Origin of the sequence: Roseateles sp. (assembly GCF_046300915.1) — a bacterium.
Classification (GTDB): Bacteria; Pseudomonadota; Gammaproteobacteria; order Burkholderiales; family Burkholderiaceae_C; genus Kinneretia.
This window is the reverse complement of sequence record NZ_JBKCLH010000180.1, coordinates 1-21,993: the sequence shown is the minus strand read 5'-3', so window position 1 is coordinate 21,993 and position 21,993 is coordinate 1. Positions and strand designations below refer to the sequence as shown.

Below are 21,993 nucleotides of genomic sequence, written 5' to 3'. Positions count from 1 at the left end.
ATGGTTGAAATCGAACTCGACGGCAAGAAGGTAGAGGTCAAGGAAGGCAGCATGGTCATGCATGCTGCCGAGAAGGCCGGCACCTACATCCCGCATTTCTGCTACCACAAGAAGCTCTCGATTGCGGCCAACTGCCGCATGTGTCTGGTTGACGTGGAGAAGGCGCCCAAGCCCATGCCGGCCTGCGCCACGCCCGTGACCCAGGGCATGATCGTGCGCACGAAGAGCGAGAAAGCCATTAAGGCCCAGCAGGGCGTGATGGAGTTTCTGCTCATCAACCACCCCCTCGATTGCCCGATCTGCGACCAGGGTGGCGAGTGCCAGCTGCAGGACTTGGCCGTGGGCTACGGGGGCAGCAAGAGCCGCTACTCGGAAGAGAAGCGCGTGGTCTTCCACAAGAACGTGGGCCCGCTGATCTCCATGGAGGAGATGAGCCGTTGCATCCATTGCACCCGTTGCGTACGTTTCGGCCAGGAAATCGCTGGCCAGATGGAACTGGGCATGGCCCACCGCGGCGAGTTCAGCGAGATCCAGACCTTCGTCGGCCGCAGCATCGACTCCGAGCTCTCGGGCAATATGATCGATGTGTGCCCGGTTGGCGCCTTGACCAGCAAGCCCTTCCGCTACAGCGCCCGCACCTGGGAACTGTCGCGCCGCAAGAGCGTCTCGCCGCATGACTCCACCGGTGCCAACCTGGTCGTCCAGGTCAAGGGCAACCAGGTGATGCGCGTCGTGCCGTTGGAGAACGAGGCCGTCAACGAGTGCTGGATCGCCGACCGCGACCGCTTCTCCTACGAGGCCCTGAACAGCGATGCCCGCGTCCAGCAGCCCATGATCAAGCAGGGTGGCGCCTGGAAAGCGGTGGATTGGACCACCGCGCTGGAATACGTCGCCACCGGCCTGAAGAGCATCAAGAACGACCATGGCGCCGCTGCCATCGGTGCGCTGGGCTCGGCCCACAGCACCGTGGAAGAACTGCACCTGCTGGCCAAGCTGGTGCGCGGCCTGGGCAGCCAGAACGTGGACCACCGCCTGCGTCAGGCCGATTTCGGCAATGTGGCCGAGGCCGGCAAGGCCCTGTGGCTGGGCACCAGCATCGCCTCGCTGTCCGAGCTGGACCGTGCTTTCGTCATCGGCTCGCAGCTGCGCAAGGATCACCCGCTGTTTGCCCAGCGCCTGCGTCAGGCCGCCCGCCGTGGCGCCAAGATCGTGGCCCTGGGCGCGAGCCAGGAAGAGTGGCTGATGCCTGTGGCCGCCCGCGTGGCAGCCGCTCCCAGCGCCTGGGTGCAGAGCCTGGCCGATGTGGCCGCCGCCGTGGCCGCCAGCACCGGCGCCGCCGCTCCGGCTGCCGGCACCGCCAGCGAGGAGGCCAAGGCCATTGCCGCGGCACTGCTCTCGGGTCATAAGAAGGCCGTGCTGCTGGGCAATGCCGCCGCGCAGCATCCGCAGGCCGCCAGCCTGCTGGCCCTGGCCAACTGGATCGGCGCCCAGACCGGCGCCAGCGTTGGTTATCTGAGCGAAGCCGCCAACACCGTGGGTGCCCAGCTGGTGGGTGCACAGCCTCAGGCCGGTGGCCTGAACGCCGGCCAGATGCTGGGCGGTGAGAGCCTCAAGGCCGTGCTGCTGCTCAACACCGACCCGGTGCTGGACAGCGCCAATGCCGCCGCAGCGGCCAAGGCACTGGCTGCCGCCGAGATGGTGGTGGTGATGAGCCCCTTCAAAACCGGTCTGGAGTACGCCGACGTGCTGCTGCCGACGGCGCCCTTCACCGAGACCTCGGGTACCTTCGTCAATGCCGAAGGTCGCGCTCAGAGCTTCGTCGGCGTGGTCAAGGCCCTGGGCGAGACCCGTCCGGGCTGGAAGATCCTGCGCGTGCTGGGCAATCTGCTGGGCCTGGAAGGCTTCGCCCAGGAGAGCTCGGAGCAGGTCCGTGGCGAGGCCCTGGGTGCCGACTTCGCGGACCTCTCTGCCCGTCTGTCCAACGTCAGCGGCGCTGCCGTGCAGATCGCAGCTCCGGCCGCCGGTCTGGAGCGTCTGGGCTCGGTGCCCATCTATGCGGCCGACAATCTGGTGCGCCATGCCAGCTCCCTGCAGCTGAGCAATGACGGCCGCCAGGCCGCCGTGGCCGGTCTGCCCCAGGCCCTGTGGGACCAGCTGGGCCTGCCGGAGCAGGGCGCCCGTGTGCGCATCACCCAGGAAGGTGCCGGCGCTGCCGAGCTGAATGCCAAGCTGGAAGCAGGCTTGCCCGCCCATGTGGTGCGCGTGCCGGCCGGCGTGGCCGAGACCTCCGCCCTGGGCGCGCTGTTCGGCGCCCTGAATGTGAGCAAGGCCTGAGGACGCGAGCGACAACACCATGATCGAAACCCTCTACACCTCCGGCGCCTCGCTGCTGGGTGGCCTCTGGCCCCTGGTCTGGAGCCTGCTGAAGATCGTTGCGGTGATCCTGCCGCTGCTGGGCTGCGTGGCCTATCTCACGCTGTGGGAGCGCAAGGCCATCGGCTGGTCGCAGATCCGACCGGGCCCGAACCGCGTCGGACCCTACGGTCTGCTGACGCCCATCGCCGATGCGGTCAAGCTGATCTTCAAGGAGATCATCGTCCCGACGGCGGCGAACCGGGGCCTGTTCTTCCTGGGCCCCATCATGACCATCATGCCGGCCCTGGCCGCCTGGGCCGTGGTGCCCTTCGGCCCCGACGTGGCCGTGGCCAATGTCAACGCCGGTCTGCTGTTCCTGATGGCCATTACCTCGCTGGAGGTCTATGGCGTGATCATCGCCGGCTGGGCCTCCAACTCGAAGTACGCCTTCCTGGGCGCGCTGCGCGCCTCGGCGCAGATGGTGTCCTACGAAATCTCCATGGGCTTTGCCCTGGTGGTCGTGCTGATGGTCACCGGCAGCATGAACATGACGGAGATCGTCACTTCGCAGGAGAAGGGCACCTTCGCCGCGATGGGTCTGAACTTCCTGTCCTGGAACTGGCTGCCGCTGCTGCCCGTATTCGTCGTGTACTTCATCGCCGGCCTGGCCGAAACCAACCGCCACCCCTTCGACGTGGTGGAAGGTGAATCGGAAATCGTGGCCGGTCACATGATCGAGTACTCTGGCATGTCCTTCGCCATGTTCTTCTTGGCCGAGTACGCCAACATGATCCTGGTGTCGGCCCTGGCGGTGGTGATGTTCCTGGGTGGCTGGAGTGCCCCGATCTCCTGGAGCGTGCTGGGCATGGAGACGCCGGCCTTCATCCAGAACACCATGGCCTTCTGGAACTGGTTCTGGCTATTTGCCAAGACCTTCGTCGTGGTGACGATGTTCCTGTGGGTCCGGGCCACCTTCCCGCGCTTCCGCTATGACCAGATCATGCGTCTGGGCTGGAAGATCTTCATTCCCGTGACCCTGGTCTGGCTGGTCGTGGTCGGACTGTGGATTCAGTCTCCCTTCAATATCTGGAAGTGATTGGCATGAGCGTCAGCCATTTCTTCAAGAGCTTCATGCTCACCGAGCTGTTCAAGGGCATGGCCCTGACCGGCCGGCATTTCCTGTCGCGCAACATCACGGTCCAGTTCCCCGAGGAAAAGACCCCGCTGTCGCCGCGCTTCCGTGGTCTGCATGCGCTGCGCCGTTATGACAACGGCGAAGAGCGCTGCATTGCCTGCAAGCTCTGCGAGGCGGTGTGCCCGGCGATGGCCATCACCATCGAATCGGACGTGCGCGCCGACGGCTCGCGCCGCACCACGCGTTACGACATCGACCTGACCAAGTGCATCTTCTGCGGCTTCTGCGAAGAGAGCTGCCCGGTCGACTCCATTGTCGAGACCGACATCTTCGAATATCACGGTGAGAAGCGGGGCGACCTCTACTTCACCAAGGACATGCTGCTGGCCGTCGGCGACCGCTACGAGACGCAGATCGCAGCCAACAAGGAGGCCGACGCCAAGTACCGCTGAAGCCCCGGCCCGGTCATCCGGGCCGATCTTCGTGTGAGCTTGCTGGAACCGCATGGACACCATCACCGCGCTCTTCTACGTTTTCTCGGCCGTCCTGCTCGGCGCCTCGTTCCGTGTGATCACGGCGCGCAGCACCGTGCATTCGGCCCTGTTCCTGATCCTGGCCTTCTTCAACGCATCCTGCATCTGGATGTTGCTCAAGGCCGAGTTCCTCGCCATCACCCTGGTGCTGGTGTATATCGGCGCCGTCATGGTGCTGTTCCTCTTCGTCGTGATGATGCTGGACATCAACTCCGACAAGGTGCGCGAGGGCTTCTGGAAGCATCTGCCCCTGGCTGGCCTGGTCGGCGCCCTGATCGCGCTGGAGATGGCGGTCATCCTGATGGGTGGCTTCCAGGTCTCGCAGGCGCCCGAGCTCTCGGCCGAGGCCGTGAAGATGGGCAATACCAAGCTGCTGGGCATCGAGATCTATACCCACTATCTCTACCCGCTTCAGGTGGCCGCTGTGCTGCTGCTGGTGGCCATCATTGCCGCCATCGCCCTGACACTGCGCCGCCGCAAGGACTCGCGCTACCAGGATCCGGCCGAGCAGGTCAAGGTCAAGAAGGCCGACCGCCTGAAAATCGTCAAGGTGCAGCCCAGCATCGACACGCCGGCCGCCGCGGCCGCCGAGAACAACACGCAAGGAGGCGCTTGAGATGGCTGCGCTGACCCTGGGACATTTCCTCACGCTGGGCGCGATCCTGTTCGCGCTGTCGGTGATCGGCATCTTCCTGAACCGCAAGAACCTGATCGTGCTGCTGATGGCCATTGAGCTGATGCTGCTGGCGGTCAACCTGAACTTCGTGGCCTTCTCCCACTATCTGGGTGATATGGCGGGTCAGGTCTTCGTGTTCTTCATCCTGACCGTGGCGGCCGCCGAATCGGCCATCGGCCTTGCCATCCTGGTCGTGCTGTTCCGCAACCGCGCCACGATCAATGTGGAAGAGCTGGACACGCTGAAGGGCTAAAGGAACAGGACGCATCAAGATGTCTGCAACACTTTCTCAGAACATGCTGCTGGCGGTGCCCCTGGCCCCGCTGGTCGGCGCCATCGTGGCCGGCCTGTTCGGCAAACAGGTGGGCCGCCGCGGAGCTCACACCGTCACCATCCTGGGCGTGCTGATCGCCTTCATCATCTCGGTCATGACCCTGAAGTCGGTGGCCCTGGATGGTGCCCGCTTCAATCAGACCATTTACGAGTGGATGGTGCTGGGCGGCCTCAAGATGGAGATCGGCTTCTTGGTCGATGGCCTGACCGCCATGATGATGGTGGTGGTGACCTTCGTGTCGCTGATGGTGCACATCTACACCATCGGCTACATGGAAGAGGACCCGGGCTACCAGCGCTTCTTCAGCTACATCTCGCTGTTCACCTTCTCCATGCTGATGCTCGTGATGAGCAACAACATGCTGCAGCTGTTCTTCGGCTGGGAAGCGGTGGGCCTGGTGTCCTATCTGCTGATCGGCTTCTGGTACACCAAGCCGACGGCCATCTTTGCGAACATGAAGGCCTTCCTGGTCAACCGGGTGGGTGACTTCGGCTTCATTCTGGGCATCGGCCTGCTGGTGGCCTATGGCGGTTCGCTGAACTACACCGAGACCTTTGCCAAGGCTGGTGAGCTTTCGCAGATCAAGTTCAACATGCCTCTGTGGGGCAGCGATTGGATGATGCTGACGGTGGCTTGCATCTGCCTGTTCATCGGTGCCATGGGCAAGTCGGCCCAGTTCCCGCTGCATGTGTGGCTGCCGGACTCCATGGAAGGCCCGACCCCGATCTCGGCCCTGATCCACGCCGCCACCATGGTGACGGCCGGCATCTTCATGGTCGCCCGTTTCAGCCCGCTGTTCGAGCTGTCCGACACTGCACTGAATTTCGTGCTGGTCATCGGCGCCATCACGGCCCTGTTTATGGGCTTCATGGGCATCATCCAGAACGACATCAAGCGCGTGGTCGCCTACTCGACACTGTCGCAGCTGGGCTATATGACCGTGGCCCTGGGTGTGTCGGCCTACTCGGTGGCCGTGTTCCACCTGATGACGCACGCCTTCTTCAAGGCCCTGCTGTTCTTGGGCGCGGGCTCGGTGATCATCGGCATGCACCATGACCAGGACATCCGCAATATGGGCGGCCTGCGCAAGTACATGCCCATCACCTGGATCACCTCGCTGCTGGGTTCGCTGGCCCTGATCGGTACGCCCTTCTTCGCGGGCTTCTATTCCAAGGACTCGATCATCCTGGCGGTCGAAGCCAGCAAGCTGCCGGGCGCGGGCTTTGCCATGTTCGCCGTGGTGGCGGGCGTCTTTGTGACCGCCTTCTACAGCTTCCGGATGTACTTCCTGGTCTTCCACGGCAAGGAGAACTTCCGGCACAAGCCCTTCCCGGGCGAGCATGACGATCACGACGATCACCACGGTGATCACGACCACACGCCGCATGAGTCGCCCTGGGTGGTGACCGCGCCCCTGGTGCTGCTTGCAATCCCTTCGGTGGTGATCGGTTTCCTGGCCATTCAGCCCATGCTGTTCGGCGACTTCTTCAAGGACGCCATCCACGTCAACCATGAGGCGCATGGCGCGATGGGCGCGCTGCGCGAAATGTTCCATGGCGCGACCGCCATGGCGCTGCACGGCCTGCAGACCTTGCCCTTCTGGCTGGCCGTGGCTGGTGTCGTCACCGCCTACGTGTTCTATATGGTGGCTCCCAGCATTCCGGCCACCCTGGCCAAGGTGCTGCGCCCCCTGGTCGTGGTCCTGGAGAACAAGTACTTCATGGACTGGATCAACGAGAACATCCTGGCCCGTCTCGCGCGTGGTCTGGGTCTGGCCGCCTGGAAGGTGGGTGACCAGGGCGTCATTGACGGCGTGCTGATCAACGGCTCGGCTCGTGGCATCGGCGGCATCGCCGGCCTGGTTCGTCGCGTTCAGACCGGCCACCTCTACTGGTATGCGCTTGTCATGATCCTGGGCGTGATCGGCCTGATGACCTGGAAGCTCTGGCCTTACATCGGGCCCCAATTCAAGGCCCTGGCGGGCTTCTGAGGCGAGGGCGGAGAACAAGAATGTTGCTTAGTCTTGCCATTTGGTTGCCCATTGCCTGCGGTCTCTTGCTGCTGCTGCTGGGTCGTGATGAACAGGCCAATACCGTGCGCTGGCTGGCGCTGGTGGCGGCGCTCATCAGTTTCCTCATCACCCTGCCGCTGATCACAGGTTTCGACACCGCGACGGCGGGCATGCAGTTTGTCGAAAAGCAGGTCTGGATCGAACGCTTCAACGTGATGTACCACCTGGGTGTGGATGGCATCTCGATGTGGTTCGTGCCGCTCACGGCGTTCATCACCATCATCGTGGTGATCGCGGCCTGGGAGGTGATCGAGCACCGTGTGAACCAGTACATGGGCGCCTTCCTGGTGCTGTCCGGCCTGATGGTCGGCGTGTTCTCGGCCCTGGACGGTCTGCTGTTCTACGTGTTCTTTGAAGCGACCCTGATCCCGATGTACATCATCATCGGCGTCTGGGGCGGTCCGCGCCGCGTCTATGCGGCCTTCAAGTTCTTCCTGTACACGCTGGCTGGCTCGCTGCTGATGCTGATCGCGCTGCTCTATCTCTACATCCAGAGCGGTGGCAGCTTCGACATCCAGACTTGGCACAAGCTGCCTTTGCCGATGAACGCGCAGACGCTGCTGTTCTTCGCCTTCTTCGCGGCCTTTGCGGTCAAGGTGCCGATGTGGCCGGTCCACACCTGGCTGCCCGACGCCCACGTGGAAGCACCCACCGGTGGTTCCGTTGTGCTGGCGGCCATCATGCTGAAGCTGGGTGCCTATGGCTTCCTGCGTTTCTCCATGCCCATCGCGCCCGACGCGGCACGCGAGTACGACTGGTTCATCATCGCCCTGTCCCTGATCGCCGTGGTGTACGTGGGTCTGGTGGCCCTGGTCCAGCAGGACATGAAGAAGCTGGTGGCCTACTCCTCGGTCGCGCACATGGGCTTTGTGACCCTGGGCTTCTTCATCTTCAACGAGCTGGGCGTCTCTGGTGCGCTGGTGCAGATGATCTCGCACGGCTTCGTGTCGGGTGCCATGTTCCTGTGCATCGGCGTGCTCTACGACCGCGTGCACAGCCGTGAGATCTCAGCGTACGGCGGTGTGGTCAACACCATGCCCAAGTTCGCCGCCTTTGCACTGCTGTTTGCCATGGCCAACTGCGGCCTGCCCGCCACCGCCGGTTTCGTGGGTGAGTGGATGGTGATCCTGGGTACGGTGCAGTACAACTTCTGGCTGGGTGCCATCGCGGCCACCGCCCTGATTTTTGGCGCCGCCTACACCCTGTGGATGTACAAGCGCGTCTACTTCGGTGCGGTGACCAACGACAATGTGCGTGAGCTCAAGGACATCAACGCCCGCGAGTTCCTCATGCTGGCCGTGCTCGCCATCGCCGTGCTGTACATGGGCCTGTATCCCAAGCCCTTCACCGATGTGATGCATGTCTCGGTCACCGAGCTGCTCAAGCATGTGGCCCAGTCCAAGCTGGTCGCTCCTTAAGCTGAGAGGCCAACCAAGATGAACGATATGAACTGGTACTCGGTCTACCCCGAAATCGTGCTGCTGGTCATGGCGCTTGCCGTGGCCATGATCGACCTCTTCGTCACCGACGAGCAGCGTCGTCCCACCTACTGGCTGACCCAACTCACCCTGGTCGTCGTAGGCGCCATGCATCTGGTCTATTTCCAGGACGGCCGCACCGAGATCGGCATGCAGGGCATGATCGTGTCCGACCCCATGGGGCATCTGCTGGGCTTCTTTGCCTGTGTGGCCACCTTCGTGACCCTGGTCTATGCGCGCCCCTACGCCGGCGTGCGTGACATCTTGAAGGGCGAGCTCTTCACGCTGTCCCTGCTGTCGCTGCTGGGCATCATGATCATGCTGCAGGCGAACAATTTCCTGGTCGTCTATCTCGGCCTGGAATTGATGAGCCTCTCGCTCTACGCCCTGGTGGCCCTGCGACGTGACCATGCCGGCTCGACCGAGGCGGCCATGAAGTACTTCGTGCTGGGTGCCCTGGCCAGCGGCTTCCTGCTGTACGGCCTGTCCATGATGTACGGTGCCACCGGCTCGCTGGACATCGGTCGTGTCTTCGAGGTGATCGCCACCGGTGCGCCCAACAAGTCCGTGCTGGTCTTCGGCGTGGTCTTCGTGGTTGCGGGTCTGGCCTTCAAGCTCGGCGCGGCTCCTTTCCACATGTGGGTGCCTGACGTTTACCAGGGTGCCCCCACGGCCATGACCCTGCTGCTGGGTGCCGCGCCCAAGCTCGCCTCCTTTGCCATCACCATCCGCCTGCTGGTGGAAGGCATGATGGGCCTGGCCTTCGACTGGCAGCAGATGCTGCTGGTGCTGGCCGTGGCCTCCCTGCTGCTGGGCAATCTGGCCGCCATCGCCCAGAGCAACCTCAAGCGCATGCTGGCCTACTCGACCATCGCGCAGATGGGCTTCATGCTGCTGGGCCTGGCCTCCGGTGTGGTCGGCGACAACCGCGACCTGGCCGCCAATGCCTACAGCTCGGCGCTGTTCTACGTGATCGTCTACGTGCTCACCACCCTGGGCAGCTTCGGCGTGATCCTGCTGCTGTCGCGCCAGGGCCACGAGGCCGAGGAGATCAAGGACCTGGCGGGCCTGGCCAAGCGCAGCCCCTGGTATGCCCTGGTCATGACCATCTTCATGTTCTCCCTGGCTGGCATCCCGCCCACTGCCGGCTTCTACGCCAAGCTGTCGGTGCTGCAGGCCATGGTGGCCACCAATGTGCCGTTCTATATCGGTCTGGCCGTGGTGGCGGTGCTGCTGTCCCTGGTGGGCGCCTTCTACTATCTGCGCGTCATCAAGGTCATGTTCTTTGACGATGCCAGCGATACCGCGCCGATCACCGCACCCGGTGATGTGCGTGCCGTGCTGTCGCTCAATGGCCTGGCCGTGATCGTTTTCGGTCTGCTGCCCGGCGGGCTGATGGCTTGGTGCGCCCAGGCCATGGTCAAGCTGCTGTCCGCCTGAGTCGACGCGGATGGACCAGTCCGCTGCCGTCTGGCTGGTGCTCTTGGTCGCCTTGGTGGCGGCCAATGCACCTTTCTTCTCTGAACGGGTGTTCTTTCTCGGCCCCAGGCTCAGCCCCAAGGGCATGGGCTGGCGGCTCGCGGAACTCGCTTTGATGGCGCTGCTGAGCGTGGGGCTGGGTTTTGTGCTTGAAGCCCGTGCCGGCCAGCGGCACCCTCAGGGATGGGAGTTCTATGCCGCAGGGCTGTGTTTGTTCCTGACCCTGGCCTTCCCGGGCTTTGTGTGGCGCTATCTGCGCCGCCAGCGCCATGCTTGAGCCTGAGCGCCGCGCCCCACACGCGCAAGCCGACGATCATCTTCGTGAGACCCGGTTGGAGTCCAGCCTGGTCTACGAGGGTCATTTTCTGAAGGTCAGCCGCGATCGCATCCGGCTGCCGGATGGGCGGGAGGCGGCGCGTGAGTTCATCCGCCATCCTGGTGCCGTGATGATCGTCCCCCTGCTGGACGATGGCCGCCTGCTGCTGGAGCGCCAGTATCGCTATCCGATGGAGCGGGTGATGCTCGAGTTTCCGGCCGGCAAGCTTGATGCCGGTGAGACCAAGCTGGCCTGTGCTCAGCGCGAGTTGCTGGAGGAAACCGGCTATCGTGCGGCCGAATGGGCCCACGCCGGTGTGCTGCACAACGCCATCGCTTACTCGGACGAAGGCATAGAGATTTTCTTTGCCCGCGGTCTGGTGGCTGGCGAGCGGCAGCTCGACGAGGGGGAATTCCTGGACTTGGTGACGCATACGTCCGCCGAGCTGGATCAACTGGCCGCGTGCGGCGAGCTCACCGATGCAAAGACCTTGATCGGCTTGCTCTGGCTCTCGCGTTGGCAGGCCGGGCAGTGGGAATTGGACTGGCAGCCTGCAGACTGAGGGCAGCGGCCCCACAATTTGGTCCACCATGCTTGTCCTGAATCTTGGCTGTGCCCAAGGCCACCGCTTTGAAGGCTGGTTTGGCTCGGCGCAGGACTTTGAATCCCAACAGTCTCGCGGGCTGATCAGCTGCCCGCTTTGCAGCAGCGTCCAGGTCCAGCGTCTGCCCAGCGCGCCCAGATTGAACGTTGCGCATCTGCGGGAGCAGAAGTCCGCCAGCACGGTGCCGACTGACCAGGAAAGCCGAGAAGCCCCGTCCGAAGCTCGGCCCGACGCAGTCGGCGCCCCGGAGGCTGCGGCACAGCAGCTTCAGCAGCTTGCCATGCAGGCGCTGCGCCAGCTGATCGGCAAGACCGAGGATGTCGGCGAGCGCTTCGCCGAAGAGGCGCGTCGCATGCACTACGGTGAAGCCGAGGAGCGCGCGATCCGCGGTCGCGCCACACCTCAGCAGGCCCAGGAGTTGGTGGAAGAGGGTATTGAGCTGATTGCCCTGCCTGAGCCGCTCAAGAGCAATCTCCAGTAGCCGCGCCCGCATCGGCGGCACGTCAGAGGGGCGATCAACCTCTCATGCCTCGCGCTTGCAGCTGAAGGACGCCAAGCGCGCGTTCATCGCAAGAAGGTGGAAGCCGGTCAGCTACGCATGGCAGGATGCCAGGATTCTGATCATCCCCACCGGAGTCCGCCTGATGAAGCGACATCGTCTGCTTGTCCTCGCCCTAGCCATTGCCCTGAGCGCTTGCGGAAAGCCGGGTGACTCTGGGCCTGCCAAGGGTGATCAGGCGAACGCAGCCAAGCCATCTGCTGCCCTCAAGCCGCTGTTGATCTCGGCGGAGGATGTGCAGACCCTGGGCCTGTCGGCTTACAGCAGCGGCCCGGTCATCACCGGCTCGATACAGCCCGAGAAGCGCGCTGACCTGCGCGCCGAGGTACAGGGTGTGGTGCTGCAGGTGCTCAAGGAAAACGGTGAGCACGTCAAGCGCGGCGACTTGCTGGTGCGGCTCGATGACAGCGCGATCCGAGAAAATCTGTCCTCGGCCGAGGAGGGCGCGCGCGCGGCAGCGCAGAGTTTCGAGCAGGCCGAGCGGCAGTTTCAGCGCATCAAGACGCTGCAGGCCCAGGGCATGAGCTCCATCCAGGCCATGGAAGATGCCGAAAATCGTCGCAACAACGCGCAGACGGAATTGCTCACTGCCAAGGCCCGTGTCGCCACGGCGCGCCAGCAGCGGCAGCGCACCGAGGCCCGCGCGCCCTTTGACGGCATCGTTGCCGACCGCAAGGTCTCGCCCGGTGACACCGCCCAGGTCGGCAAGGAACTGGCCAAGGTCATCGACCCCGCCAGCATGCGTTTCGAGGGCTTTGTTTCTGCGGACCGCATGTCGGAGCTCAAGCCCGGCCAGACCGTGCTCTTCAAGGTCAATGGCTATGGCCAGACCGATTTCGAAGGCCAGGTGCGCCGCATTGCGGCGGCGGCCAATCCGAACACCCGCCAGGTGGAGGTGCTGGTCGGCTTTGCGGGCCGCGAGCAGCCCGGTGTCGCGGGGCTCTATGCCGAAGGCCGCGTGCAGAGCCGCAGCGTCGGGGCGTTGATGCTCGCCGACGGGGCGATCCAGCGCGAAGGCGAGCTGAGCTACGCCTGGAAAATCAAGGACGGCAAGCTGCACAAAGTGGTCATCAAGCTGGGGGAGCGCGACCAACGCCTGGGTCTGTACCGGGTCACGGCCGGCTTGGAAGCGGGTGATCAGGTGCTGCGCCACCCCGGCGCCACACTGTCGGATGGGCGTCCGGTGCAGCTCGCCAAGCCATCTGCTCCGGCGGCACCAGCGGCCTCCGCCAGCGCCTCGGCCCCGCAGGAGTCTTGAGATGTTCCTGTCCAACTTCAGCGTCAAGAAACCGGTCGCGACCATTGTCGTGATCATTGCTCTGATGGCCCTGGGACTGCTGGCTCTCAACAAGCTGAGGGTCAACCAGATCCCGGATGTCCAAGCGCCGGTGCTGGTGGTGAGCATCAACTACCCCGGCGCCTCTCCCGAGACCGCCGAGCGCGAGATCATCAACCGAATCGAGAAGTCGCTGCAAAGCATTTCCGGCGTCGACGAGGTCAGAGCCACCGCCAACGAGGGCAATGCCCAGCTGGTGCTGAGCTTCAACTTCGACAAGAACATGATCGAGGCGGCCGATGAGGTGCGCAATGCGATTGGTGCGGTGCGCCACAAGCTGCCAGTCGAGATGCGCGAGCCCGTGCTGCAGCGCATCGACCCGGCGGCCCAGCCCATCATGCAGCTGGCTTTGTCGTCCACCAGCCAGAGCCATGCCGAGATCTCGCGCCTGGCCGAGGATCAGCTGGCCGACCGCTTCCGCGCGCTGAGCGGCGTGGCCACGGTCAATGTCAACGGCTCGCTGAGCCGCGAGCTCTCGGTGCTGCTACATGCGCAGAAGCTGCGCGAGTTCAATGTCTCGGTCACCGAGGTCGTCGCTGCGCTGCGCGCGCAGAACACGACCGCGCCGGTGGGCAAGGTGCGCGGCACGCTGCAGGACCAGAGCATCCGTCTGCTGGGGCGCATCGAATCGCCGGCCGAGTTCGAGCAGATTGTGGTGCGGCGAAACGGCGAGCAACTGGTGCGTCTGGGCCAGGTCGCCACCATTCAGGATGGCTTCGCCGAGCGCCAGAGCCTGAGCATGCGCAACGGCCAGCCCAATGTCGGTCTGTCCGTGACCCGCTCGAGGGATGCCTCGACGGTCACCGTTGCTCAGGAGGTGCGCAAGCTTGTTGACGAGCTGGCCAAAGCCCTTCCCCAGGGGACCACGCTGGAGATCACGCAGGACGGCGGCAAGGACGCCGAAAACAGCCTCTACAACGTCATCCACGCCCTGGTGTTCGGTGCAGGCCTGACCGTGGCCGTGGTCTATGTCTTCCTCAACAGCTGGCGTTCGACCCTGATCACTGCGCTGTCGCTGCCGACCTCGGTGGTGGCGGCCTTCATCGCGGTCTGGCTATGCGGCTTCACGCTCAACTTCATGAGCCTTCTGGGCCTGTCCCTGGCCATCGGCGTGCTGATCGATGACGCCATCGTGGTGCGCGAGAACATCGTCCGGCATATGGAGCGCGGCGCCGACCGCATGACGGCGGCGCTCAAGGGCACGGCCGAGATCGGCTTGGCTGTGGCCGCCACCACCTTCTCCATCGTCGCAGTGTTCGTGCCGGTGGCTTTCATGCCGGGCGTCTCGGGCGAATGGTTCCGTCCCTTTGGCCTGACGGTGGTGGCCTCGGTGCTGGTGAGCCTGTTCATCTCCTTCACGCTGGACCCGATGCTGTCCGCCTACTGGGGCGATCCACCGGGGCACCACCAGGCACCCAAGAAGGGCATTTCCCTGCACTTGCAGCGTTTCAATGACTGGTTTGACCGCCAAGCCGACCGCTATGGCAAGGTAATCGCCTGGGCGCTGCACCACCGTCGCTGGATGGCCTTCTTCGCGGTGCTCAGCTTCGTGCTGGCCATCGTGCTGCAGGCCAAGTTCGGCGGCTCCAGCTTCCTGCCGGCTTCCGACGCGGGCACCATCGCGATTGAGGTGCGCACCCCCGCCAGCTCCAGCCTGGAGTACGCCAAGCTGAAGATGGAGGCTGCCGCCAAGCTGGCGCGCGAGATCCCCGAGACCAAGGCCACCAACAGCCAGATCAATGTCTCCGGTGGGCGCATCTATGTGGATCTGGGCAAGAGCACCGAGCGCCAGCGCAGCGCCGCGGAGATCGCCAAGGATCTGCGCGGGCGTGTGGCTCAGCTGGTCGGTGCCGAGTATGTGGTGCTGGATGACCTGAACAATGGCGCACAGAAGCCGGTGCAGATCCGCTTCTCGGGCACCGACTCGCGCAAGCTGCTGGAGATCACCAACGAGTACATGGCCAAGCTGCGCCAGGTACCAGGCGCGGTGGATGTGGGCTTGTCGGAACAGGATCCGCAGGACGAGTTGCAGATCGAACTGAACCGCGGTTTGGCCAATGCCATGGGTATCTCGGTGGGGGACACCGCGACCGCCCTGCGCGTGGCCTTTGCGGGCGTCGAGGTGGGTGACTGGGTGGACCCAAGCGGCGAGACCCGCGACGTGGCCGTGCGCCTGCACCCCAGCGACCGCGTGGACGCCAGCAATATCGAGCGACTGCCCATTACCGTGGCCGGTAGCGGCATGATGGTGCCACTGGAGCAGATCGCCACGGTCACCATGGGCAAGGGCCCGGCCAAGATCCAGCATGCCGATGGCAAGCGCATGATCGCGGTCACCGCCAATGCCCAGGGCCGCTCGCCCGGTGAGGTGACCCAGGACGCGATCAAGCTTGCCAAGTCCATCAACTTCCCGCCGGGCTATGGCATCGAGTTGGCCGGTGCCTCCAAGGACCAGCAGGAAGTGTTCAGTGCCATGGGCATTGCCCTGGTCTCGGGCATCGCCCTGATGTACCTGATCCTGGTCATGCAATTCGGCAGCTTTACCGCGCCGCTGGGCGTGATGCTGTCGCAGCCGCTATCGCTCATCGGCGTGGTGGTAGCGCTCTTGCTGACCAAGGGAACGCTGAATCTGATGAGTTTCATCGGCATCATCATGCTGGCCGGTCTGGTGGCCAAGAACGCCATCCTGCTGCTGGACGCAGCGCGCCAGGAAGAGGCCAAGGGCGTGCCGCGTGAGGAGGCCCTGATTCATGCGGGCCGCCAGCGCTTTCGCCCCATTTTGATGACCACCTTTGCCCTGATTGCCGGCATGTTGCCGGTGGCCATCGGGGTGGGCGAGGGCGGCGAGTTCTACCGGCCCATGGCCGTGGCCATCATCGGCGGCACCATCACCTCCACCTTCCTGACCCTGCTGATGGTGCCCAGCTTCTACGACAGCATCGAGATCGCGCGCGACCGCATGCTGGCCAAGTTCCGCCGCCGCGAGTCTCGCTGGAACACGGCCGCCGCCTTCACGCTGACCTTTTTCGAGGCCATCCTGGCCCTGCTGGGCCTGCGTCTGCTCTGGCGCGGCTTGCTGAAGTTGCGGGGGCTGCCCCGGGGTCGCCGCGCCCAGGCGCTGTAGCAAGGCGCCGGCCGAAGCGGTCGACGCGCTACAGGACGCGACCTGGATTGAGCAGGCCCTGGGGATCCAGGGCCTTTTTGATGGCCCGCATCAGATCCAGCGCCACCGGGTGGCCGCGGCGAGCGAGCTCCTCGCGCTTGAGCCGACCGATGCCATGCTCGGCCGAGATGCTGCCGCCATGGGCCATGACGGCGTCAAACACCAGGGCGTTGACCCGCGACTCCTGCTCGCGCAGAAACAGGGCCGGGTCTTGCCCCTGTGGTGCCTGCACGTTGTAGTGCAGATTGCCGTCGCCCAGATGGCCGAAGTTGACCAGGCGCACGCCCGGGATGGCGGCCTGCAGCGAGGCATCGGTCTCGGCCACAAAGCCGGGGATGTGCGAGACGGGCAGGGCGATATCGTGCTTGATATTGAGGCCTTCCTGGCTTTGGGCCAGGGGGATGGACTCGCGCAGATGCCACAGGCTCCGGCTTTGCTCCAGACTCTCGGCCACCGCCGCGTCCTGGATCAGCCCGCGCTCCAGCGCCTGCTCCAGCAGGGCCTCGAACAGGGTGCGGGCATGCAGCTCGCCCTCGGCGTCCGAGAGCTCGAGCAGCACGGTCCATGAGGCTTCCGGGAGCGGCTGGGTCAATTGCGGAAAGTGCTGCCGGACCAGGGCTAGCGAGAAGGCGTTCATCACCTCGAAGCCCGTGAGCCCCGAACCCGCGCGGGCCTGGGCCAGGCCCAGCAGGGCCACCGCAGACTCAAGGCTGTTGCAGGCGGCCAGAGCCGTCATCTGCGCCCGCGGCTTTGGGTAGAGCTTGAGCGTGGCTGCGGTGATGATGCCCAGCGTGCCCTCGCTGCCCACAAACAGATCGCGCAGGTCATAGCCGCTGTTGTTCTTGCGCAGGCCCGAGAGCCCGTCCCAGATCTCGCCCTGGGCCGTCACCACCTCCAGGCCCAGGCAGAGCTCGCGTGCATTGCCGTAGCGCAGCACCTGGGTGCCGCCGGCATTGCTGGCCAGATTGCCGCCAATGGTGCAACTGCCCTCCGAGCCCAGGCTCAGGGGAAAGAGCAGGTCTTGCGCGGCCGCGGCCTCTTGCACCGCCTGCAGCACGCAGCCGGCCTCTACCGTGAGCGTCAGATTGGCCGCGTCCAGCTCGCGCACGCGGTTCATGCGGGACAGGCTCAGCAGCAGCTGATGGCCACTCTCATCAGGGGTGGAGCCGCCCACCAGTCCGGTGTTGCCACCCTGGGGCACGATGGCCACGCCATGAGCCTCGCAGAGCTTGACGAGCGCGGCCAGCTCGGCCGTGCTGCCGGGCCGGGCCACGGCCAGGGCCCGGCCCTGGTAGCGTTTGCGCCAGTCGCGCTCAAAGGGCGCGGCGTCCGCGCCTTGCAGCACATGGGCCGGCCCCAGCAGCGCGCGCAGCGCTTCCACAAAGCCGCTCATGCCTGTTGTGCCTGCTTGGCGGCAGCCAGACGTTGGCGCACATGCAAGGCGCAGGCCGTGAAGATCAGGGCCGAGAGCAGCAGTTCTATCCAGGCGAGGATCACAGAGGGTCCGCGGTCGCTGCTGGCGCGCAGCGCGCCCTCGGCCGCGTAAAGCCAGATCATCAGGCTCAGCCAGCGGAAGGTGTAGAGGCGGTAGCGCCACAGGCCCAGGATGGGGATCAGCAAGGGCAGGGCCTTGATGGCCAGGGTGCCGCTGCCCGTGGGGGCCAGCCACAACTCCCAGGCCAGGCACAGCAGGGCCAGGGCGATGAGTCCGCCCAGGGCCAGGTTGCGGCTCAGGCGCTCCTGGGGCGTGGCCTGGCTGCGCAGCGTGGCGATACTGGGGTTCGCGGTGTTTTCAGGGGAAGTCGGGGCAGGGGAGGCAGACATGGCTGGCATCATAGCCAGCATGACGGTTCCCAAGTTCTCCACCACCGCGGCGCGCGAGCAGTTGCTGCAGCGTCTGCTGCACTGGCCCTGGCTGGCCACCATTCACACCCTGCGCCTGCGTTTTGCCGAGGCGCGTCTGGGCCAGACGGCTGGCAGCCTGACCTTCACCACCCTGATTTCCCTGGTGCCCCTGCTGACGGTGATGCTGGCCCTGTTCACGGCCTTTCCCATCTTTGGCAGCTTCCAGCAATCGCTGGAGCAGTACTTTCTCAAGAGCCTGATCCCCCCCAATATCGCCAAGCCGGTGCTGGGGGCGCTCACGCAGTTTGCGGCCAAGGCCAACCGCCTGGGGTTGCTGGGCCTGGTGGTGCTGGGCGGCACGGCCCTGGCGCTCATGTTCACGATTGACCGCACGCTCAACACCATCTGGCGGGTCAAGCAGCCTCGGCCCATGGTCCAGCGCGTGCTGGTGTACTGGGCAGCCCTGACCCTGGGGCCCTTGCTGCTGGGCGGCAGTCTGACCCTCACGGGTTATGCGCTGAGCGCGGGCAAGGGTGTCGTGGGCTCATTGCCCGGCGGTGTGTCGGCCGTGTTGAGCCTGCTGGAGCTCAGCGTGCTCACGGCCGCCGTGGCCGGTTTGTTCCACTACGTGCCCAACACCCATGTGCGCTGGCGTCATGCCCTGGTGGGTGGCTTGTTTGTTGCCCTGGCCTTCAATGGCGCCAAGTCGGTGCTGGCCTGGTACGTCAAGCAGGTGCCCACCTATTCCACGCTCTACGGCGCCTTTGCGACCGTGCCCATCTTCCTGGTCTGGCTCTATCTGGGCTGGGTGATCATGCTGCTGGGCGCCTTGCTGGCGGCCAATCTGCCGGCGCTCAGCGGTCGCATGCTGCGCCGGCCCGAGGTGCCGGGTCTTGCGCTGGAACTGGCGCTTGAGGCCTTGCGCCTGCTGTGGCGTGCGCGTCAGGCGGGGGAGGCCGGGCTCTCGGCCCAGACCCTGGCGCAGCGCCTGCGGGTGGACCCGCTGCAGCTGGAGCCCTCGCTGGACGCCTTGCTGGCGCTGGACTGGCTGGGCCGTCTGGAAGAAGCCGGTGAGCAGCGCCTGGTGCTGCTGTGCGAGCCCGCCCAGACCCTGGCCGCGCCCTTGTTGCAGCAATTGCTGGCCCGTCGCAGCGGTCCGCTAAGCCCGCTGTGGCAGCGTGGCGACTGGGCCCGCTGCACCCTGGTCGAGCTCCTAGGGGTGGAGCACGACCAGTAGGGCCGTCGCGGGGGCCGCGCTGCGATTGCGTATGGCATGCGGCCCGTCCACCGCATAACGAGCGGTCTCGCCGCTGCGCAGCAGCTGCTTCAGCCCGCCGGCGCTCACCTCCAGCTCCCCACCCAGCACCGAGAGGTGCTCGCGCGAGCCCGGTTCATGGGCGGCCGACTCCAGGGCGCCGCCGGGCTGCACCGTCAGCTCGTACCACTCGAACTGGCCCGCCAGATCGATGGGGCCCAGGATGCGCAGGGTGCACAGCCCGTCCGGGCTGGCCAGGCTGGGCGTGGCGTGCGCCGCCACGGTCTCGATGGCCGGCGCCGCCGGGCGCTCGCCGCTGAGCAGCTCCGAGAGCTCCACCCGCAGCGCATTGGCCAAGCGCCAGACAACCGCCACCGTGGGATTGGCCTGGTTGCGCTCGATCTGCGAGAGCATGGACTTCGATACACCGGCGCGGCGCGAGAGCTCATCCAGCGACAGACCCTGGGCCTGGCGCAGGTTCTGCAGGGTGGCACCGACCTTGGGCGGCTCCAGCGACTCGGTGAGGTTGGCGGACATGCTTGACCTTGAAAAGCAATTCTCAGATACTGCACGAAAGTTCGATATATCGAACCACGTTCTGTTTAGTGAATTGTGCACCAGGAGAGCCCAGCATGAGCGCCAGCGCCCAAGACTTTTACGCCCATCTGCAGACCGAATTGGCCGGCATCCGAGAGGCGGGCCTGTACAAGAGCGAGCGCATCATCAGCAGCCCCCAGGGCGCGGTGGTGCGCACGGCCGATGGCCGCGAGGTGATCAATCTCTGCGCCAACAACTACCTGGGCCTGTCCTCCCATCCTCAGGTCATTGAAGCCGCCCACGAGGCCCTGCGCACGCATGGCTATGGCCTCTCCAGCGTGCGCTTCATCTGCGGCACGCAGGACATCCACAAGCAGTTGGAGCAGCGCATCGCCCGCTTCCTGGGCACCGAGGACACCATCCTCTACGCCGCCGCCTTCGACGCCAACGGCGGTCTTTTCGAGCCCCTGCTCACCGAGCAGGACGCCATCATCAGCGACGAGCTGAACCACGCCTCCATCATCGACGGCATCCGCCTGTGCAAGGCCAAGCGCTTTCGCTACAAGCACAACGACCTGACCGATCTGGAAGCCCAGCTGCAGGCCGCCCAGGCCGCGGGCGCGCGCTTCATCCTGGTCTTCACCGACGGCGTCTTCTCCATGGACGGCACCATCGCCCAGCTGGACAAGATCCGCGAGATCACGAACCGCTATGGCGCCCTGCTGGGCATCGACGAGTGCCATGCCAGCGGCTTTCTGGGCACCACCGGCCGCGGCACGCATGAGCACCGCGGCGTGTTTGGCCAGATCGACATCATCACCGGCACCCTGGGCAAGGCCCTGGGCGGCGCCTCGGGCGGCTTCACCACCGGCCGCAAGGAAGTGATCGAGCTGCTGCGCCAGCGCTCGCGTCCCTATCTCTTCTCCAACACCGTGGCGCCCAGCATCGTGGGCGCCTCCATCGCGGTGCTGGACATCCTGGAAGCCTCCACCGCCCTGCGCGACAAGCTGGAGGCCAACACCGCCTACTTCCGCGAGGCCATCCAGGCCGCCGGCTTCGAGATCAAGCCCGGCACCCATCCCATCGTGCCCATCATGGTCTACGACGCGGTCATGGCCCAAAAGCTCAGTGCCCGCATCCTGGAGCTGGGTGTCTATGCCGTGGGCTTCTTCTACCCCGTGGTGCCCAAGGGCCAGGCGCGCATCCGCGTGCAGCTCTCGGCCGTGCATGAGCGCGAGCATCTCGAGAAGGCGGTAGCCGCCTTCGCCCAGGCCGGCCGCGAGCTGGGCCTGATCAAGTAAATCCCCGAGCAGTACATAGAACGACCATGACGACCAAGATCCTGATCATCGGTGCCAACGGCCAGATCGGCAGCGAGCTGGCGGTGGAACTCGCCCAGCGCCACGGCCACGACAACGTCATCACCAGCGATGTGGCCCCGGAAGGCCGCGTGCCGGCCCTGCGCCACGAGATGCTGGACGTGACCGACGCCGCCGCCCTGGCCGCCGTGGTCAAGCGTCATGGCATCACCCAGATCTACCACCTGGCCGCCGCGCTCTCCGCCACCGGTGAGCAGCACCCGATGTGGGCCTGGGACCTGAACATGAAGGGCCTGCTCAATGTGCTGGAGCTGGCCCGCACCCAGAAGCTGGACAAGATCTTCTGGCCCAGCTCCATTGCCGCCTTCGGCCCCAGCACGCCCGCGCTGGACACGCCCCAGACCACGGTGATGGACCCCACCACCATCTACGGCATCTCCAAGCTGGCCGGCGAGCGCTGGTGCGCCTGGTACCAGGCCAAGCACGGCGTGGACGTGCGCAGCCTGCGCTACCCGGGCCTGATCAGCTACAAGACCCCGCCCGGCGGCGGCACCACCGACTACGCCATCGACATCTTCCACGGTGCGCTCAAGACCGGCCGTTACACCTGCTTCCTGGAGCAGGGTCAGGCCTTGCCCATGATGTACATGCCCGATGCGCTGCGCGCCACGATCGAGCTGATGGAAGCTCCGGCCGAGGCCATCACCCAGCGCGGCAGCTACAACCTGGCCGGCGTGAGCTTCACCCCGGCCGAGATCGCGGCCGAGATCAAGAAGCATATTCCGGACTTCCAGATCGACTACGCGCCCGACTTCCGCCAGGCCATCGCCGCCAGCTGGCCCCAGCGCATCGACGACCGCGTGGCCAAGGCCGATTGGGGCTGGAAGCTGGAGTACGACCTGGCCGCCATGGCGCAGGACATGCTTAACCAGCTGCGGCCGCAGCTGGTTAAGCATGTCCTGCGCCATGGCGGCCAGGTCGTACTCCAGCTTCCAGCC

19 protein-coding genes are annotated in these 21,993 nt (G+C 65.1%); 16 read left to right on the top strand and 3 right to left on the bottom strand.

What is annotated here, in order from left to right:
- The 13 genes from nuoG to ACK5F2_RS13465 are packed head-to-tail and all read left to right on the top strand — an operon-like array spanning position 1 to position 16,000.
- Positions 1-2,334, top strand: coding sequence for an NADH-quinone oxidoreductase subunit NuoG (nuoG, locus tag ACK5F2_RS13525; protein WP_409865408.1), 2,334 nt, complete (start codon positions 1-3; stop codon positions 2,332-2,334).
- A 19-nt stretch (positions 2,335-2,353) separates the two neighbouring features.
- Positions 2,354-3,451: an NADH-quinone oxidoreductase subunit NuoH gene (gene nuoH / locus ACK5F2_RS13520; protein WP_409865406.1), complete on the top strand. Its 1,098-nt coding sequence runs from the start codon at positions 2,354-2,356 to the stop codon at positions 3,449-3,451.
- Between the two features lie 5 nt (positions 3,452-3,456).
- Positions 3,457-3,942 carry an NADH-quinone oxidoreductase subunit NuoI gene (gene nuoI / locus ACK5F2_RS13515; RefSeq protein ID WP_409865404.1) on the top strand — a complete coding sequence of 162 codons (486 nt, stop codon included), beginning with the start codon at positions 3,457-3,459 and terminating at the stop codon, positions 3,940-3,942.
- Positions 3,943-3,994: 52 nt separating this feature from the next.
- Positions 3,995-4,639, top strand: a complete 645-nt coding sequence (locus ACK5F2_RS13510) for an NADH-quinone oxidoreductase subunit J (RefSeq protein WP_409865402.1) — start codon at positions 3,995-3,997, stop codon at positions 4,637-4,639.
- A gap of 1 nt (position 4,640) precedes the next feature.
- Positions 4,641-4,952: an NADH-quinone oxidoreductase subunit NuoK gene (gene nuoK / locus ACK5F2_RS13505; RefSeq protein WP_133603651.1), complete on the top strand. Its 312-nt coding sequence runs from the start codon at positions 4,641-4,643 to the stop codon at positions 4,950-4,952.
- A gap of 19 nt (positions 4,953-4,971) precedes the next feature.
- A complete protein-coding gene (nuoL, locus tag ACK5F2_RS13500) occupies positions 4,972-7,023 on the top strand; it encodes an NADH-quinone oxidoreductase subunit L (protein WP_409865400.1) in 2,052 nt (683 codons plus the stop codon).
- A 20-nt stretch (positions 7,024-7,043) separates the two neighbouring features.
- The gene (locus ACK5F2_RS13495; RefSeq protein WP_409865398.1) at positions 7,044-8,522 is read left to right on the top strand and encodes an NADH-quinone oxidoreductase subunit M; all 1,479 of its coding nucleotides are present in this window, start codon (positions 7,044-7,046) and stop codon (positions 8,520-8,522) included.
- An 18-nt stretch (positions 8,523-8,540) separates the two neighbouring features.
- Complete coding sequence (nuoN, locus tag ACK5F2_RS13490; protein ID WP_409865395.1) at positions 8,541-10,022, top strand: NADH-quinone oxidoreductase subunit NuoN; 1,482 nt, start codon at positions 8,541-8,543, stop codon at positions 10,020-10,022.
- A gap of 10 nt (positions 10,023-10,032) precedes the next feature.
- Positions 10,033-10,338, top strand: coding sequence for a DUF2818 family protein (locus ACK5F2_RS13485; RefSeq protein ID WP_409865393.1), 306 nt, complete (start codon positions 10,033-10,035; stop codon positions 10,336-10,338).
- Complete coding sequence (locus ACK5F2_RS13480; protein WP_409865390.1) at positions 10,331-10,939, top strand: NUDIX domain-containing protein; 609 nt, start codon at positions 10,331-10,333, stop codon at positions 10,937-10,939. The genes ACK5F2_RS13485 and ACK5F2_RS13480 overlap by 8 nt, the downstream gene beginning before the upstream one ends.
- Positions 10,940-10,967: 28 nt before the next feature.
- Positions 10,968-11,462 (top strand): DUF1178 family protein, encoded by a 495-nt coding sequence (locus ACK5F2_RS13475; protein ID WP_409865388.1) that lies wholly within the window; start codon positions 10,968-10,970, stop codon positions 11,460-11,462.
- On the top strand, positions 11,425-12,798 hold the full coding sequence (locus ACK5F2_RS13470; RefSeq protein WP_409865386.1) for an efflux RND transporter periplasmic adaptor subunit: 1,374 nt from the start codon (positions 11,425-11,427) through the stop codon (positions 12,796-12,798). Before ACK5F2_RS13475 ends, ACK5F2_RS13470 begins: the two co-directional genes overlap by 38 nt.
- Before the next feature lies 1 nt (position 12,799).
- Entirely contained in the window at positions 12,800-16,000 is a 3,201-nt protein-coding gene (locus tag ACK5F2_RS13465) for an efflux RND transporter permease subunit (protein WP_409865384.1), read from the top strand.
- A 28-nt stretch (positions 16,001-16,028) separates the two neighbouring features.
- On the opposite strand, the gene ACK5F2_RS13460 is transcribed toward ACK5F2_RS13465, so the two are convergent.
- Complete coding sequence (locus ACK5F2_RS13460) at positions 16,029-17,432, bottom strand: FAD-binding oxidoreductase (protein WP_409865382.1); 1,404 nt, start codon at positions 17,430-17,432, stop codon at positions 16,029-16,031.
- Positions 17,429-17,863: a DUF2069 domain-containing protein gene (locus tag ACK5F2_RS13455; protein ID WP_409865380.1), complete on the bottom strand. Its 435-nt coding sequence runs from the start codon at positions 17,861-17,863 to the stop codon at positions 17,429-17,431. Before ACK5F2_RS13455 ends, ACK5F2_RS13460 begins: the two co-directional genes overlap by 4 nt.
- On the opposite strand from ACK5F2_RS13455, the gene ACK5F2_RS13450 reads away from it, so the two are divergent.
- Positions 17,862-19,121, top strand: a complete 1,260-nt coding sequence (locus ACK5F2_RS13450) for a YihY family inner membrane protein (protein WP_409865378.1) — start codon at positions 17,862-17,864, stop codon at positions 19,119-19,121. The two genes, ACK5F2_RS13455 and ACK5F2_RS13450, sit on opposite strands and share 2 nt — an antisense overlap.
- Here ACK5F2_RS13450 and ACK5F2_RS13445 read toward each other — a convergent pair.
- Positions 19,098-19,676 (bottom strand): helix-turn-helix domain-containing protein, encoded by a 579-nt coding sequence (locus ACK5F2_RS13445; protein WP_409865376.1) that lies wholly within the window; start codon positions 19,674-19,676, stop codon positions 19,098-19,100. The genes ACK5F2_RS13450 and ACK5F2_RS13445 overlap by 24 nt on opposite strands.
- 95 nt (positions 19,677-19,771) lie before the next feature.
- Here ACK5F2_RS13445 and kbl point away from each other — a divergent pair, with 95 nt between their 5' ends.
- Positions 19,772-20,977 (top strand): glycine C-acetyltransferase, encoded by a 1,206-nt coding sequence (gene kbl, locus ACK5F2_RS13440; RefSeq protein ID WP_409865374.1) that lies wholly within the window; start codon positions 19,772-19,774, stop codon positions 20,975-20,977.
- A 26-nt stretch (positions 20,978-21,003) separates the two neighbouring features.
- On the top strand, positions 21,004-21,993 hold a 990-nt coding region (locus tag ACK5F2_RS13435), incomplete at its 3' end, for an NAD-dependent epimerase/dehydratase family protein (RefSeq protein WP_409865372.1).

Coding starts and splice junctions, on each gene's coding strand:
- nuoG (WP_409865408.1), top strand. CDS start 1: ATGGTTGAAATCGAACTCGACGGCAAGAAGGTAGAGGTCAAGGAAGGC.
- nuoH (WP_409865406.1), top strand. CDS start 2,354: ATGATCGAAACCCTCTACACCTCCGGCGCCTCGCTGCTGGGTGGCCTC.
- nuoI (WP_409865404.1), top strand. CDS start 3,457: ATGAGCGTCAGCCATTTCTTCAAGAGCTTCATGCTCACCGAGCTGTTC.
- ACK5F2_RS13510 (WP_409865402.1), top strand. CDS start 3,995: ATGGACACCATCACCGCGCTCTTCTACGTTTTCTCGGCCGTCCTGCTC.
- nuoK (WP_133603651.1), top strand. CDS start 4,641: ATGGCTGCGCTGACCCTGGGACATTTCCTCACGCTGGGCGCGATCCTG.
- nuoL (WP_409865400.1), top strand. CDS start 4,972: ATGTCTGCAACACTTTCTCAGAACATGCTGCTGGCGGTGCCCCTGGCC.
- ACK5F2_RS13495 (WP_409865398.1), top strand. CDS start 7,044: ATGTTGCTTAGTCTTGCCATTTGGTTGCCCATTGCCTGCGGTCTCTTG.
- nuoN (WP_409865395.1), top strand. CDS start 8,541: ATGAACGATATGAACTGGTACTCGGTCTACCCCGAAATCGTGCTGCTG.
- ACK5F2_RS13485 (WP_409865393.1), top strand. CDS start 10,033: ATGGACCAGTCCGCTGCCGTCTGGCTGGTGCTCTTGGTCGCCTTGGTG.
- ACK5F2_RS13480 (WP_409865390.1), top strand. CDS start 10,331: ATGCTTGAGCCTGAGCGCCGCGCCCCACACGCGCAAGCCGACGATCAT.
- ACK5F2_RS13475 (WP_409865388.1), top strand. CDS start 10,968: ATGCTTGTCCTGAATCTTGGCTGTGCCCAAGGCCACCGCTTTGAAGGC.
- ACK5F2_RS13465 (WP_409865384.1), top strand. CDS start 12,800: ATGTTCCTGTCCAACTTCAGCGTCAAGAAACCGGTCGCGACCATTGTC.
- ACK5F2_RS13460 (WP_409865382.1), bottom strand. CDS start 17,432: ATGAGCGGCTTTGTGGAAGCGCTGCGCGCGCTGCTGGGGCCGGCCCAT.
- ACK5F2_RS13450 (WP_409865378.1), top strand. CDS start 17,862: ATGGCTGGCATCATAGCCAGCATGACGGTTCCCAAGTTCTCCACCACC.
- ACK5F2_RS13455 (WP_409865380.1), bottom strand. CDS start 17,863: ATGTCTGCCTCCCCTGCCCCGACTTCCCCTGAAAACACCGCGAACCCC.
- ACK5F2_RS13445 (WP_409865376.1), bottom strand. CDS start 19,676: ATGTCCGCCAACCTCACCGAGTCGCTGGAGCCGCCCAAGGTCGGTGCC.
- kbl (WP_409865374.1), top strand. CDS start 19,772: ATGAGCGCCAGCGCCCAAGACTTTTACGCCCATCTGCAGACCGAATTG.